This window comes from Brevibacillus sp. HB1.3, assembly GCF_013186635.1.
Lineage (GTDB): Bacteria > Bacillota > Bacilli > Brevibacillales > Brevibacillaceae > Brevibacillus > Brevibacillus brevis_D.
Window position 1 is genome coordinate 292,265 of the sequence record NZ_JABMIT010000005.1, and the last position, 15,403, is coordinate 307,667.

Below are 15,403 nucleotides of genomic sequence, written 5' to 3' on the forward strand. Positions count from 1 at the left end.
CGATACCATTACCAACAAGGCAGATTCTATCTCAACCGAGGAGGAAGATACATGCGTAAACACAAAGTAACCAGCATCCTCGCCCTGAGCCTTTCGCTGGCTCTGCTCGGCCACGTTGCCCCTGTCCTTCCTGTTTCAGCTGCAACGGCTGCCCCTCAAGCAGCAGCCGTTAAAACGAATAACGTCTATAATCTTCAACTAGGAATGAGCACAGCGCAGGTCGAACAAACATTAGGCAAGCCTGCCCGCATTGATCCTAGTCATACGGGTGTGGAATGGTGGATTTACAATCAAGATTTGAACAACTACATTCAAGTCGGCATCCAAAACGGCCAAGTTGTGACGTTGTTTACCAATGGAGCCAAGCTGAATTTGAAAGGCATCACGATTGGATCTACTACTAAAGACCTACAAAATAGCTGGGGTGCACCGCAAGACACGCTGACAATCATGCCGAGTCTGCGTATCCAAAAGAATACCCTTGCTCATCCGACCTATATCCAGAACAATCAAGCAATCACCTTCTCTATCGATCAACTGGGTGGAAACAAAGTCGCAGGAGTACGCATCTCTACTCCTGAGCATTTTGCCACCATTGCGATTGGCTTGATGTATCCCATTTCCTATACGAAATTACCGGAACTGCCGAAACTGACAGATGCACAGATGAAGCAGGCAACGCTTGCATACGAGAAACAAAATTTGGACTTGCTCAACGTGGCGAGACAACGTGCCAAACTGCCTGTTATCACTTGGGATGAACAAGTGGCAGCAGTAGCTAGAGCACACAGCCAAGACATGGGCCTACATAACTTTTTCAACCATACCTCCCCTTCTACGGGAAGTCCGTTTGATCGATTGAAGCAAGCCGGCATTCGTTACAGCACAGCTGGTGAAAATATTGCCTACGGACAGCTAGATGGGGTCGAAGCCCATATGAGCTGGATGAACTCCGCAGGCCATCGTCAAAACCTGCTCAATCCAAAATTCAAGCAGCTCGGTGTCGGTATCGTTATGAAAGATGGCCGCCCTTATTTCACGCAAAATTTTGTTACTCGCTAAGTTTCGCGGAACTGATACAAAAGACGACCCTGTCCTCAAATTTTTGGGATAGGGTCGTCTTTTGTATGTTTCACCCAATAGTTCTATCCAAGTACCTATAGATGCACGGTGCACTCGAGACTTTCTATCTATTGTTTGTGACCACTTCACATCCGATATCTCAATGCATGGGCATTATTCCCTTTATTTATATAGATTGGATATCAGTCATCATCTTTCAACACAAGCATCTTCCATCTGTATAGGAATCTGCCTGAGAGGAGGAGACTGCGTGCCCAATATTGAAGATATCACCGTCCAAAAGTCGAATGCAGAGCGCAAGAGTTACGTGGTTGTTGGTGCCATTCTATCATGTAGCAACGGCAGTAAGGTAAGTCGGTTAAAAATGCTATTCAGTCATGGTGTTTTTGTAAAAGGGAAGCCGCAAATGAATATTATGGATTTTATTCCCAACAAAAACATCATGCCCTTTGGAAATTGCAGTAGCTTGAAAAATCCCGCAGTCGCTTCTGCCACAGCAGCCAACAATGGTGTACTCACACCTATGCCGTGTACACCTCTGACGACAATGCCATGGATCGATGGCAAAGCAGACAAAGTGGTCGGCGGTCATCCGGCTTTGCTGAATAAATCAACCAATATGTGCTTCCATTGTGGACTGATCAAGATTGAAGATGACGGGCAAGATTTGGGTGGGGTAACGCTAGGAGTTCAGTCGCTAGCACAAAGTGGGCCGACAGAATCCGGTTTTGGACAAGGGCTAGCTTGCGAGAAGCCACAGGAAAAGCCAACTATGTGGGATAACTTCGTGAAAGGAATCTCCAAGTTGGGAGACGTTCCTGCTGCGATGCAAAAGGCGACAAGTGAGCTGCAGAGCGCTTTGGAGAAAGCGGCAGAGGATTTGCCCAAGGGTGTTGGAGTATTTGTAAGGGAAGGCTATATCGAGCCAATACAAGAGGACATCGATACGTTGCGGGATGATACTATCAATATCGCAGATGGAATTGCAATCGGTGGACTTGCCTTGCAAGCACTTACCTTGGGGAGAAGTAAAAACATAAAGGATTTAATCGATGCGGCAAAGAAAGGAAAGAAAGTACAGCCTAATATTCAACAAAATTTATACCGCCGAACCTCAAACACTGGAGAATTCAAAGACCTGTCTGAACCCATGCAATTAAGGCACGTTGAAAAAGTTGCAGAAGATGCAGGTATTGGATTAAAAGGAATTAAAATAGAAATAAATCGAGACGCTGAATTAGTTGGTAAGGACTTATATGGGTGGGCTGACCCAAAAGGAAACAGGATAATTTTATACCCTGATGCTTTTAGCAATAAGGAAAATTTAGTTAAAACATTAGGACACGAGAGGATTCATATTTACCAAACAAAAACTTTTGGGAAGCCCGAAGACCATGAAATGTTACTTGAATTTGAAAAAGGGGCATATGGTTCAGAAGACTCTTGGTGGGAGTATTATAAACGAAAGAGGAGATAGCAATTGAGTAACTCACAATTTAAGGATTGGATTAAGCTAACCACTATCATCGCTGAAATTGACCAAGAAGTTCCTGAAATGGAATGCCCTAATTGCCATCAATTAAAAATTGATTATCAATATGTCGGAGATTTAAAATCCAGAGCAGGATTTTTAGATATCTGGTGTAATTCTTGTCTGCACGGCATTCATTTATCTCGAACAAAAGCACCCGAAAATGTTAGCTTGCTTTCATTTGATGCTGCTGAAGAATACAAAAAGAAAGTGCCTAATTTTACTCCAATAGAACCATAATGAAAGATGTTTGCTTACTTTCACTTTGTTGAGACTATCCGGTATTGGATAAAATCTGAGGTAGGAAATTAATATTTATCCATCCAAATCGAATCAATCGCATTTTTTGTAAAGAAAAAGGTACAGTCTCCTCATCTTTTGCGAGTGACTGTACCTTTCTCAGATCAACGGTCTTTTTTGTAGCCTCTTTGTCAGTTGCTATGGCTGCGAAGTTGAATTTGTAGTAGCAGGTGCAGGTGCAGACGGTTTCGGAGCCTGGCCGTCATCTGAGAAAAACGGGATGATTACCAGACTGAGCACGAAAAATAAGATCCAGGCAATGCCTCTTCTGAAAATGCATGGTGTCAGCATCGGGTAACCCCTTCCAATCATGCTGTTCTACTTACTATTCATACGCTTCCCTCCTTGATGCCCGTTTATGCTTTTTTGGGCAAAAAATAAAAGCCTCGCCAAAAACTTGGCGAAGCTTATCCTCCTTGTTTTTACCCCTGTTTTTGCAGCGGCATTGAATACGTCTGTTCCTGGGTTGCTTTTTGCTTGAAAAACAGGCAAGCTGCCGCGAACACAATGAGCAGCGATCCCATCAGCCAGAAGATCGTCCACGGCTCCCACACGTCCATCAGCAGACCATTCACATTGGGAGCCAAAATGCTGGCGACACCAAAATTGACGCCCGCGATAATTCCTGCGGTAGGGACCATCGAGGCTGGTAATATATCTGCCGAAAAAGCCAAGCCCAGTGAGTAAAATGAGCCGACAGCCGCTCCTGCTATGGCCAACAACAGCATCATCAGCCATACGTTTTCGCCTGCAAACGGGAACAGAAAGAAGGCCAATCCCCCTACAAGCGCACACACGAGCATGACCTGCTTGCGTCCGACTCGGTCACTCAATGCCCCCAGCGGCATCTGCAAGATAATGCTTCCCACGACAAACGACGGAAGGATCAAGGAAACCCATTCAACGGACAAACCGGTACGCAAGGCGTAAACGGGAAAACTGCCGTTGAGTGACGTCTCCATGAATCCGTACAAAAACGAAGGAATCAGCGCCAGCCAGGCAAGTCGCAAGACAAATGCATATTTGTTTTGCTTCTTTTCCGTTTGTTCAATCTGTGCGGGGAATTCATTTTTGATTCGGGATAATAATAAGAAGGCAATCAGATACAGAACGAGCAAGCCGCCAAAAGGTACCCAAATCCCCAAATGCAGCACGCTTAAGCCTAGCGGACCAACACTAAAGCCCACTCCATATGCCAACCCGTAAATGGAAAGATCACGCCCACGATTCTCGGGAGCTGCAATTTTGGTCACCCACATTTGGCTGGCGTAATGTAAACCGCTATCGCCCACACCCATCAGCAAGCGTAATACGAACCAGACTGCCAAATGACTGAACATCGGGATGAGCGCTGTTGCGATCGTCACTAACAGCAATCCCCATAATATCGTGGATCGGTATCCAATGCGCCGCAGTGGGATTTCCAAAAATGGATTGACCATGACCATCCCAATATACAAGGCAGCAGCGTTGAGCCCGTTCATCACGGATGAAACCCCTTGTTTTTCCAATAAAACTGTCAGCATCGGGATCGTCAAGCCTTGGCTTACCCCCGCAATACCGACAGCCAAAATCAACACCCAAAAGGTGTAACGTGACTGTGACATGGTGTTGTTTCTCCTCCCTAGCCTCCTATTAAGCACTCTCTACGGAAGCACTCCCCTGCTGAAGCTGATACATTTTTTGATAAAGACCATTTTTCGCCATGAGTTCATCATGGGTACCTCGCTCCATGATCTCTCCTCGGGACAAGACAAGAATCTGGTCGGCGTGTTGAATCGTCGACAAGCGATGTGCAATGATGAATGTCGTCCTACCTTTTGATAGTACATGCAACGCTTCCTGAATGGCTAGCTCTGTTTCACTGTCAATGCTTGCCGTTGCTTCATCCAGGATCAGCATCGCAGGATCAGCAGCCAATGCCCGTGCAAAAGAGATCAATTGACGTTGACCTGCAGATAGTGTCATGCCTCGCTCGACGACTGGTTCGTCATATGCGCCCGGCAGTTTGGAAATGAATTCGTCAGCACGTACCGCTTTTGCAGCCCGCTTCACTTCTTCATCCGAAATCGTATCCTTGTACATACGAATGTTGAATCCAATGCTTCCCGTAAACAAGAACGGGTCCTGCAAAACGAGACCAATATGACTGCGCAAGGAGTGCGTATCAATCTGTCTCATATCTTGCCCGTCGATCAAAATGCTCCCTTTCGTCACCGGATAGAACCCGAGTAGCAAATTCATCAAGGAGCTTTTTCCCGATCCGGTGTGCCCTACCAGCGCAATCGTTTGACCAGGCTGCGCCGTAAAAGAGACGTTTTTCAAAACGTACTCATCACCCTGATAGGCAAAAGAAACGTTATCAAAGACAACCTCACCACGCGGGCGCTCGATTTGCGCACCAGCTTCTTTTTTCTCCGGCAGCTCATCCATAATTTCAAAGACGCGTCCCGCCGAAATAGTCGCCTGCTGCATTTGCGACAACCGATTCATGATCATGTTGATCGGTTCGAAAAAACGCCCCATATAATCGACAAATGCAAAAAGCGCACCGAAGGAAATCGCACTATGGAAAGATGTAGAGCTGTAATACCAGACGATCAGGGTCAAGGAAACTTTCCAGATCAAATCTACCGCTGGGCGCAAAAGCAAGGATTCCAGATTGATTTCTTTCATCCGCACCTTGAAGTAGTCCTCGTTTACATCAGCAAACTCCTTTTGTACACCTTTCTCCCGACGAAAAGCCTGCACAATCGTCATATTCTGGATCATTTCATTGATCGTTGTGTTCATATCACTGAGCTTCGCGCGAATCACTGCATAGTAGCGAGAGCTGTACCTTTGATACACATAGACTAACAGTACGAGCACTGGTACCGTCAAAAAGCAGAAGAAAGCGAGCTCAGGCTGCAAGAGGTAGAGCGCGATCAAGATTCCAATCAAATAAAGACCGTTCTGTACAAATGTGGCGAGCACACTTACATACAGCTCACGGATGGCTTCTGTATCATTGCTCACACGGGAGACAAGCGCACCTACTGGCGTTTTGTCAAAAAAGGCAACCGGGAGCTTTTGCAAATGGATAAACAGCTTCATCCGCATTTGCTGAATGATGCGCTGGGCGATCTTTTGCAGCCACAAAATCTGGACGTAGTTGAAACCAGCTGAGAGCAAGATCAGTGCCCCATAACCTACAGACAGCCAGACGATGGGCAGAACATCCCCTTGGTACATCGCCTTGACTTCCTCTGCGGTTAGCCGAATCCCTGTGGAGGTCATCTTTTGACCTGATTGATCCTTCGTTGTTACCGCGAAGCGTTCCCTGCCGTTTTCTGGCGCAATCGGGGTGAATTGCTTCTCCGTATTTGGATTCACCTTGCCTGATACCAAGTAATAAGTCGTGCCTTCTGTCAGCACAGTTACTTCTTTTTGATTGCTCCTGTCCAAAGCAAGGCCCGTCTTTGCAGCGACATCTTCACGAATATAACTCGTACCGTTCACTGTGGCGACTTGCCCCGCTGCTTGTGGTGGCACCTCGTCCAGTTGATACCACGGCTTTTGGATCGCCAGGATGTGATTATCAATCATGACCTTGGCTAAAAAAGGCCCTGCCAGCTCTGCACTCGTTCCCAGCAAGAGCAGGAACAATGCGCCTAGTATTTGCTTTTGAAATGGCCTGGCGTACTCGGTCAAACGCCCCCATACATTTTGTTTGCTCATGAAACGTTTTCCCCCTCTCTCAACCAGCCACATCCTGCTCCATTTGCTGACGACGGTACTGCTCTGCATACCAGCCGTTGCGCTGCATCAGCTCGTCATGTGTCCCCCGCTCGACGATCTGCCCCTCATCTAGCACGAGAATCAGTTGAGCGTGCTGGACCGCAGACAGACGATGAGCAGTAATAATGGTCGTTTTATCCGCGCGCTCCTGTCGCAGATGACGAAGGATACTCTCCTCCGTCCGCGCATCCACTGCCGATAGTGAATCGTCGAGAATCAGAATACCTGCATCCATTAAGAGAGCACGTGCAATGGAAATGCGCTGTTTTTGCCCCCCGGAGAGGGTGACCCCCTTCTCCCCAACCATGGTTTGCAATCCCTCTCTGAATTGGGCCAAATCTCTCTTCATCTCCGCAAGCTCCAGCGCATGCATCACTTCCTCGGTCGTCGCTTGTGGTTTCCCGAATGACACATTTTCGGCAATCGTCCGTGAAAACAGCAAATGCTCCTGAGGCACATAGCCGATTTTTTCCCGCAGCGTATCAAAAGCGAGTCCTTCGATTGGGATGCCCCCGATAAACAGGACTTGTTCCTTCATTTGATATTGATGCAACAAGGCACGGCACAACGTCGACTTGCCGCTTCCCGTCCTCCCGACAATCCCAAGCGTCTCTCCTTCACCCAAACGGAACGAGATGTCGGTGAGTGCTGGCTTGTCAGTGCCCGGATATGTAAAGGAAAAATGGCGTGCTTCTACGGTATTGGCGATTTGGCTCGTGACTGGATTCGCTGCTTCCGTCACATCTGGCTGCTCCACCATTAGCTCTGTAAAGCGTTTGTGGGATGCGCCACCCCGCTGCAACACATTAACCAGCCAACCAAAAGCGAACATCGGCCAAATTAAAAGTCCCAAGTACAAATTTAACGCAACCAAATCCCCTAAGGAGATAGCGCTAGTGAACACCAAATACGTGCCATAGCCCAGCCCGATCAAAAAGCTGAACCCAATAATAATCGCGATCGTCGGCTCAAACAGCGCGTCGATCCGCGAAACGCTCACATTTCGCTCCAACGTTTTTTCACTGACCCGGCGATATGCCTCGATATCGGCCTTTTCCTGAACAAATGCTCTCAACACCCGAACACCCGATACGGATTGTTGAACATGATCATTCATCTCTCCGAAGGCTTCCTGTGCCAAGTAAAAGCGCTCATGCAGCAGCTTTCCATAATACGCCGTTGACCAAGCCAAAAACGGCATCGGGATCAGCGCAGCCAGCGTCAGCTTCCAATCAATCGCGGTTACCATGACACCTAGCGTTAACACGGTCATGAACAACGCATCGACAAGCGTAAGCACCCCTGTACTCGCCGTTTGTTCAATGGCAGGGATGTCGTTGGTAGCCACGGCCATCAGATCACCACTGCGTTTGCGATGAAAAAACGACGGGGTCATTTTGGTCAAATGGGCAAATAGTCGCTCGCGTAGCGTTCGCTCCAGAATCAAGGCTCCCCCATTTAACAAGTACCGCCAGAGAAACCGCAATCCATACAAACTCACACCCAATACGAGCAAGATGACCACTGTTTGCGTCAAGTCGGCGTCCGTAAGGGAACTGTTACGAATTGAATCTACCGTGTCCCCGATTAATTTCGGCGGCCATAGCATGAGGACATCGATGACAAACAGCACAGAAATTCCAATGACGTATCGCTTCCAATAGGCACGAAAAAACCAAGATAATTGCCGAAGTGTCTGCATGTAAATCACCTCTATTTATTTAGACCTAACAGCACGACTAAAAAAGGGCTTGCGAATCACGCGCAGCCCTCTTGATCTGTCTTCACCATCGTAATTTACAGAATTTTCATTGTCAATCGAAGCATACAGTTCAATCTAAGATTTTTTATCGGTTTTCCAGTCAAGCCATTCCTCTTTTAGCAGGCTGTAAGTGGCATGATCCACGTAATGATCGTAAAGAAATTCATTCCGGCGCAGTACCCCTTCCAGTTGAAACCCTAATCGTTCCGGGATCGATCTGCTCTTGTGGTTTTCCGTAGCAGCCTGAATCGTTACTTTTTCCAAATCCCATGAACCGAAGATCAACACGTCCAAGTAGGTCGCCACTGCTTCTGTCATCAGGCCCTTTCCCTGAAATTGCGCACCCAGCCAATAGCCAATGGACGTCTTTTTGTTGATCCAATCCACTGTATGTACGCCGACTGTGCCAGCCAGACGTCCTTGGTACCAAATGCCGTAGTTAATGCCACGATTATCGTTGTACTGATGAATCGTCGCTTGGATGAATTGGCGAGAATCCTCTACCTTCTTCGTATAATTCAGCCACGGCAGCCATTCCATAAGATTCTCCCGGTTTGAATCCGTAAGCAAAAATAACTCCTCAGCATCAGCTAATTCTAATTGTTTCAGGTACGTATCTTCATTGATGGCTATCTGTTGGATCGTTTGCATTACGAATCTCCCCTTTTCTTGGATATGTTACTGGAAAACGCCAAAATGAGCAAAAAGCGCCCGCCAGCAACAATAGGCGAACGCATATAAAAGTATCTTTTATTTTTTGCTATTGCCGATCTCTTCCGGCTTAAAAATGCCAGTCTCCGTAACAATCGCAGTAATGTACTTCGCTGGCGTTACATCGAACGCAGGATTGTACACCTTGATATCGTCTGGAGCTACCTGTTTGCCCAAGCCATGGGTAATTTCCTCGGCTGGACGCTCTTCAATCGGAATATCTGCGCCTGTCGGTGTCTCCAAATCGACGGAGGACAAGGGAGCTGCCACGTAAAACGGAATGCCGTGAGCTTTTGCCAATACCGCTACCCCATACGTACCGATTTTGTTGGCGACATCGCCGTTCGCTGCTACGCGGTCTGTCCCCACGATGACAGCCTCTACTTTTCCTTGGGACATGACCATCGCCGCCATGTTGTCGCAGATCAGCGTCACATCAATTCCTGCTTGCTGCAATTCGAATGCAGTAAGACGAGCGCCTTGAAGAACAGGACGGGTTTCATCCGCGTACACCTTCAGGTTCCAACCGCGTTCCTTTGCCAAATAAAAGGGAGCAGTAGCCGTTCCGTACGCTGCTGTAGCCAATGCCCCTGGGTTACAGTGCGTGAGAATTCCCATACCGTCATGCAACAGAGTGAGCAGATGCTCCCCGATGGTCCGGCATACTTCAGCGTCTTCCTTTTGAATCGCCAATGCTTCATCGAGCACTGCCACCTTCAACTCGGCAATCGGCGCACCGCTTTCTTTTTCAACACGAGCCTTGATGCGATCCAACGCCCAGAACAGATTCACCGCTGTCGGACGGGAAGAGCCCAGGTAGTCTGCCTGCTGGTTCAGTTCCTGCCAAAACTCGTCGTAGTTACTCGCTTCACTACCACGAATGCCCAGGTAGAGCCCGTAAGCCGCCGCCATGCCAATGGCTGGTGCGCCACGTACTTCCAAGCGTCGGATGGAACCCCATACTTGCTCGGAGGTGGTCAAGTTTAAATAGATCGTTTCTACTGGCAGACGCGTCTGGTCAAGCAGGACCAATGCATCATTCTCCCACTTTACAGGTGCCAATTGAGTGCTGGTTGTCATACTGTTGTAGCCTCCTGGTAGTAGCGTTCAGTTACTGTGCGTACAATGTCCGTAATATCTGTCGATTCGTCGATGCCGCCGCGACCGAGAATCAGCGCTTCTCCAATCGAGAGAGCCAGACGCTCTGCTTCTGCGCGAGTCTGGTCGTCTTCGATAGCATTTAGGTCCGCTACGCCTGCCAAGCCAATGACGCGACGCAAAATTTTGCATCCGGCATAGCCTGCTGTATCCTGAATTAAGCGCTTCACGTAGCTTTGCCACAGTCCTTCGACATGGGCGCTGCGCTCTTTGGCGTGCTTGTGCCAGAGTTGAACGAATTGCGAAACGAATTCATTCCAGACATCCTCGACCGTTTCCAGTAAGTATTCGCGGTACGCTTCCCGTTCTCCTTGATCTTTTTGCAGACCGTGCTGTCCTGCGTAGTTGAGCAGCAGATTGGCTATAATCGCCCCAATGTCAAAGCCGATTGGACCGTAGTAAGCGAACTCTGGATCGATTGCTTTTAGGCTGTTTTCCGTGATAAAAATACTTCCGGTATGCAAGTCACCATGCAGCAACGCCTCCGAGCGCGTAAGGAAATCGTATTTCAGCTTGGCGATTTCCAGCTTCAGCGGCCTGTTGTTCCAGATCGCCTCGACTTCGCGGCGGATCAACGGGTTGAAGTCGTTGGTAGGCGCATTTTCATACGGATCGGTAAAGACGAGATCTTCTGTAATTTTGCATAATTCTGGATTTATGAATGTTCCGACTAGCGCTTTTTTATCGTATGGATGTGCGCCCAGATCGGATGTGAAGAACAACGTTTGCGCGAGAAAACGGCCAATTTGCTTCGCGAATAGTGGGTACCGCTTTCCTTCGATCAGCCCTTTGCGCATGATGATGTGGTCACCGACGTTTTCCATAACTGTCAAGGCAAGTTCCCCATCGAAATGATACACCTGTGGCACCAGGTCTGGAACGTATTTGTGCTGAATGCGGAGTGCCTCGCTCTCGATGCGAGCCCGATCAATCGTAAGCGGCCAAGATTCCCCCACAACGCGGGCAAAAGGCAGTGCTTGCTTGACAATGACGCTCTTACCGGTTGCTGGCTCTTGAATGTCAAAAACCAGATTGAGGTTGCCATCCCCGATTTCTCGGCTGGTCAGCTCTGCTCCTTCGCTAAAAAGACCCGGTATTCCCTTTACGTACTCCACTGCTTCCTGTTCAGTCAATGCGCGATATGCCATGATTCCAAAACTCCCCTCTACGTATTTTTCCTCTATCTCTACTTGTTTTGTTTGTGTCATGAGAGCAAAAAAGACCTCTTTTCCCGAAGAAAAGAGGTCGCTGTCGTCACGTGTAAGAAACGTGTTGATGTCCCCCTTATCTTCCAGACCACTTTTGTTTCTGCAGGAATTAGCACCGTGCATGTCGCCTGTCAATCGTTCGCTTCCTCGCGTCTGAATGGCGTCATGTCGGTTGCCGGGTATCATCGGGCCAGTCCCTCCACCTTCTCTGGATAAGGTATCCAAAACGTATTCGGTTTTTGATTTAGTTTGAATCATACAACCAACGCTTCCACGATGTCAACACCCTTTTGTGCAAAAATTCGCACCCTGCTATCAGTAGCTGTATTGTGTTCCGGATGCCGCAGGTCTCTCCCAATTCCACCAGTCTACCTTGCCTAAAAACGCTGCTGTTATCGACACCACGAAGGAATTGTAAAAAGGTTTCATCTTCGTCTCATTTTTCTAATAACCTGCTGCACATTCTCTGAAAAAACAAGATTGACTCCTGACAATGAACGTCATATCATGGGGGAAACGAATAACTCTTATCGCGAGCTGGCTGAGGGACTGGCCCTATGATGCCCGGCAACCGGCGCTATACCATGAATCGTACGCTCATCATGCGTACCTTGGATAGCGAAACGGTGCTAATTCCAACGGATAAGAGTCGAGATCGAGCACTTTTGGCTCGTTTCGGCTACTGACCCGAGAGATGAGAGGAGACGAGACGCTTTCATAGTCGACAACCGCCTCCCCGCTCAATGGGGAGGCTTTTTTTATTAATTCAAGGAGGATTTGACGTACCATGAGTGAACAACGTATCCTCGTCACCTATCTCACACAAGCAAAAGACTTGAACAAAAAAGCGCAAGCCATTGCTGTCGGCATGACAGTCGGTTCCTGGACGGACCTGCCGCTTGCCAAGCAAGCTGAGCTAGCGCCATATCTCGGTGAAGCTGTGAGCGCGACACCGATTACGACACTGGAAAACGGAGAAACACGCGGTCTGATTACCGTTAGCTATCCGACTCGCAATTTTACAGCGGACATTCCTTCCTTGTTAACCGGAATATTCGGCAAACTGTCGATGGACGGCAAAATCAAGCTCGTCGACATTGTTTTCCCTGAATCATTCCTCCAGGCTTTCCCTGGACCGAAGTTCGGCATTGATGGTCTGCGCGAACGTTTAGGTGCACATAACCGCCCGCTCTTGATGAGCATTTTCAAATCGTGTCTGGGTCTTCCTTTCGACGATCTGAAGACGCAATTCCGCGCACAAGCCTTGGGCGGAGTCGATCTCGTGAAAGATGACGAAATCTTCTTTGCAGATGACCGTGCTCCTTTTATCGAACGGATCAAAGCGTTCAAGCAGATCGCACAAGAGACCGAAGCCGAAACTGGCAAGCCCGTCCTCTATGCAGCCAACCTGACTGGACCTGTGCATGAGCTGAACGAAAAAGCGAAGCGTGCGGTAGAGGCGGGTGCTGACTGCCTCTTGTTCAACGTGCTGGCCTTTGGCTTCGATGCCCTGCACCGTTTGGCAGCCGATCCTGACGTACACGTACCAATCATGGCGCATCCAGCTTTAGCAGGCGCATACTATCCATCACCTGACTACGGCATCTCCACCCCGCTCCTACTCGGTACGTTGATGCGTGTAGCTGGGGCAGATTTGGTGCTCTTCCCATCCCCATATGGCAATGTCGCTCTGGACAAAACAGAAGCGTTGCAGCTCGCGAAGCATTTGACAGATCCACTGAATGGTGTACGCCGTTCCTTCCCGGTTCCGTCTGCCGGCATTCATCCGGGGCTGGTTCCACAGCTTTTTCAAGACTTCGGACTCGATCAAATCGTCAATGCAGGAGGCGGAATCCACGGTCATCCCGGTGGAGCAACCGCAGGAGCGAAAGCATTCGTTGCTGCGATTGATGCAGTCACCGCAGGCCGAACCTTGGAAGAAGCCGCCTCGGAATCACAAGAACTGGCGGTCGCCCTGGAAAAGTGGGGTGGCGCACGATGAGTAAGAAGCTCGTCCTGTTCTGCGATTTCGACGGAACGATTACCGAAAAAGACAACATTGTCGCGATTGTCCGCAAGTTCGCTCCCCCTGAGTGGGAAGCCTTGACGGAGCAAATCCTTTCGCAAAAAATAAGCGTTCAGGAAGGGGTTGGCAAGCTGTTTCAACTCTTGCCCTCCTCCTTGCGCCAGGACATTATTGATTTTATTGTCCATGAAGCGACCATTCGCCCGGGATTTGCTGACTTCGTGAGCTATTGCCGCGAAGAAGGCATCGAGCTGTTGATCACAAGTGGCGGCATCGACTTTTTCTTGGAGCCTATCCTGGCACCCTTCGATCTTACCGATGTACCGATCTACTGCAATGGCAGTGATTTCAGCGGAGAGCGCATCACCATTACGTGGCCAAACGCTTGCGATGAACATTGCACAAACGGCTGCGGCATGTGCAAGACGACCATCATCCGCCGTTACGATCCAGCAACCCATTTCCGAATCGTCATCGGCGACTCCATCACTGATTTGGCTGGAGCCAGAATTGCTGATTATGTGATTGCCCGTTCCTTCCTCGCTGACAAGTCGGAAGAGCTACAATTGCCACATAGCAAGTTTGCCACATTCCACGATGTGATTCGCATTTTACAGCAAGTCCAACAGGAGGTCGTCTAATTCATGACTGCAACACTCGAACAACGTCTGGATGCCTTTCGCCGTCTGGATGACGCCAAGCTGACATTTGCCCGCCGGGACTGGTTTCCCGGCACCAGTGGCAATCTCTCTATTAAAATACAAAACGATCCCTTGCAATTTGCCGTAACGGCAAGCGGCAAAGACAAAACAAAGCTGTCCCCCGAAGATTATCTGGTCGTGGATCAAGATTCGCGTCCAGTGGATGAAACTGCTCTCAAGCCTTCCGCGGAAACGCTCATCCACGCCGTCGTCTACAAAACGTTCCCGAAGGCAGGGGCTTGCTTCCACGTCCATACCGTATGGAACAATCTCATTTCCGAGCTGTACTTTGGACAACGCGCTTTCTCCATCCAAGGACAAGAGCTGATTAAGGGACTCGGAATCTGGGAAGAAAACGCGCGGATTACTGTTCCGATTGTTGAGAACTTTGCCGATATTCCGACCTTGGCTGCCGCCATTGAAAAAGTAATCACACCAGAAGTTCCCGGCGTACTCATCCGTAACCACGGTATCTACACGTGGGGCGGCAATGACTTCGAGGCCAAGCGCCATCTGGAAGCTTTTGAATTCCTATTCGAGTATCACGCCCGCTGGCTGCAATTGAGCCAAGCAGTCGTGTCCACTACAACCACCAATTAAGGAGGAATAAACGATGGCACAAATTCGTTTTCACGACAACAATGAGTACATCTCCGCACCCGAGGAAGTTGTCTCCTTCCTGGATACCCAAGAGATCATTTACGAAAAATGGGGCGTGGATCGCCTTGATCCCAAGCACCGTGATAACTACAGCCCGACAGACGAGGAAAAACAAGAGATTCTCGACACCTTTAAGCCGGAAATCGATGCGATTAGCCAACGTCGCGGTTACTTGACAGCGGACATTATCGTTCTCTCTGACAAAACGCCTAACCTCGACGAGCTGTTGGTAAAATTCAAGGGCGAGCATCATCACACCGACGATGAATGCCGCTTCTGCGTCGATGGTCATGGTATTTTCGCCATCAAGGGAAAAGACGGGCGCTACTTCGATGTCGAGCTGGAGCCAGGCGATCTGATCTCCGTACCACCGAACTACCGCCACTACTTCACCCTGATGGACGACCGCAAAATCAAGGCGATTCGCCTGTTCGTCACACCGGCAGGCTGGGAAGCGATCTATTAATAACGAACCCCCTTGGC

The 15,403-nt window shown here is 48.9% G+C and carries 14 protein-coding genes and 2 riboswitches; of the genes, 7 read left to right on the forward strand and 7 right to left on the reverse strand.

Features of this window, described 5'->3' with window-relative positions; all coding sequences use genetic code 11:
* Positions 1-51: 51 nt before the first annotated feature.
* The 3 genes from HPY31_RS14325 to HPY31_RS14335 all read left to right on the forward strand — a co-directional run bounded on the left by HPY31_RS14325 (position 52) and on the right by HPY31_RS14335 (position 2,854).
* Positions 52-1,062 (forward strand): CAP domain-containing protein, encoded by a 1,011-nt coding sequence (locus HPY31_RS14325; protein ID WP_253901801.1) that lies wholly within the window; start codon positions 52-54, stop codon positions 1,060-1,062.
* Between the two features lie 271 nt (positions 1,063-1,333).
* Entirely contained in the window at positions 1,334-2,560 is a 1,227-nt protein-coding gene (locus HPY31_RS14330; protein ID WP_172141260.1) for a DUF4280 domain-containing protein, read from the forward strand.
* Positions 2,561-2,563: 3 nt separating this feature from the next.
* The gene (locus HPY31_RS14335; RefSeq protein ID WP_172141261.1) at positions 2,564-2,854 is read left to right on the forward strand and encodes a hypothetical protein; all 291 of its coding nucleotides are present in this window, start codon (positions 2,564-2,566) and stop codon (positions 2,852-2,854) included.
* A gap of 198 nt (positions 2,855-3,052) precedes the next feature.
* Here HPY31_RS14335 and HPY31_RS14340 read toward each other — a convergent pair whose 3' ends face one another.
* From HPY31_RS14340 to mtnK, 7 genes are all read right to left on the reverse strand, one after another.
* Positions 3,053-3,226: a hypothetical protein gene (locus tag HPY31_RS14340; protein WP_172141262.1), complete on the reverse strand. Its 174-nt coding sequence runs from the start codon at positions 3,224-3,226 to the stop codon at positions 3,053-3,055.
* A gap of 110 nt (positions 3,227-3,336) precedes the next feature.
* Entirely contained in the window at positions 3,337-4,521 is a 1,185-nt protein-coding gene (locus HPY31_RS14345) for an MFS transporter (protein ID WP_172141263.1), read from the reverse strand.
* 28 nt (positions 4,522-4,549) lie between these two features.
* Positions 4,550-6,634: an ABC transporter ATP-binding protein gene (locus HPY31_RS14350; protein ID WP_172141264.1), complete on the reverse strand. Its 2,085-nt coding sequence runs from the start codon at positions 6,632-6,634 to the stop codon at positions 4,550-4,552.
* A 19-nt stretch (positions 6,635-6,653) separates the two neighbouring features.
* On the reverse strand, positions 6,654-8,396 hold the full coding sequence (locus tag HPY31_RS14355) for an ABC transporter ATP-binding protein (protein WP_172141265.1): 1,743 nt from the start codon (positions 8,394-8,396) through the stop codon (positions 6,654-6,656).
* Positions 8,397-8,531: 135 nt separating this feature from the next.
* Positions 8,532-9,107: a GNAT family N-acetyltransferase gene (locus tag HPY31_RS14360; RefSeq protein WP_172141266.1), complete on the reverse strand. Its 576-nt coding sequence runs from the start codon at positions 9,105-9,107 to the stop codon at positions 8,532-8,534.
* A 99-nt stretch (positions 9,108-9,206) separates the two neighbouring features.
* A complete protein-coding gene (gene mtnA, locus HPY31_RS14365) occupies positions 9,207-10,247 on the reverse strand; it encodes an S-methyl-5-thioribose-1-phosphate isomerase (RefSeq protein WP_172141267.1) in 1,041 nt (346 codons plus the stop codon).
* Positions 10,244-11,473, reverse strand: coding sequence for an S-methyl-5-thioribose kinase (gene mtnK / locus HPY31_RS14370; RefSeq protein WP_172141268.1), 1,230 nt, complete (start codon positions 11,471-11,473; stop codon positions 10,244-10,246). Before mtnK ends, mtnA begins: the two co-directional genes overlap by 4 nt.
* A 133-nt stretch (positions 11,474-11,606) precedes the next feature.
* A riboswitch (SAM riboswitch) is annotated at positions 11,607-11,752 on the reverse strand.
* Positions 11,753-12,057: 305 nt separating this feature from the next.
* A riboswitch (SAM riboswitch) is annotated at positions 12,058-12,234 on the forward strand.
* A gap of 86 nt (positions 12,235-12,320) precedes the next feature.
* Between mtnK and HPY31_RS14375 the strand changes: the two genes are divergently transcribed.
* Genes HPY31_RS14375 through HPY31_RS14390 form a run of 4 tightly spaced genes read left to right on the forward strand, consistent with a single transcriptional unit; the run spans position 12,321 to position 15,386 of the window.
* Entirely contained in the window at positions 12,321-13,535 is a 1,215-nt protein-coding gene (locus HPY31_RS14375; protein WP_172141269.1) for a 2,3-diketo-5-methylthiopentyl-1-phosphate enolase, read from the forward strand.
* Positions 13,532-14,200, forward strand: coding sequence for a 2-hydroxy-3-keto-5-methylthiopentenyl-1-phosphate phosphatase (locus HPY31_RS14380; RefSeq protein ID WP_172141270.1), 669 nt, complete (start codon positions 13,532-13,534; stop codon positions 14,198-14,200). Before HPY31_RS14375 ends, HPY31_RS14380 begins: the two co-directional genes overlap by 4 nt.
* A gap of 3 nt (positions 14,201-14,203) precedes the next feature.
* Positions 14,204-14,860 carry a methylthioribulose 1-phosphate dehydratase gene (locus tag HPY31_RS14385; RefSeq protein WP_172141271.1) on the forward strand — a complete coding sequence of 219 codons (657 nt, stop codon included), beginning with the start codon at positions 14,204-14,206 and terminating at the stop codon, positions 14,858-14,860.
* A gap of 13 nt (positions 14,861-14,873) precedes the next feature.
* Positions 14,874-15,386, forward strand: a complete 513-nt coding sequence (locus HPY31_RS14390) for a 1,2-dihydroxy-3-keto-5-methylthiopentene dioxygenase (protein WP_015893125.1) — start codon at positions 14,874-14,876, stop codon at positions 15,384-15,386.
* Positions 15,387-15,403 lie beyond the last annotated feature (17 nt).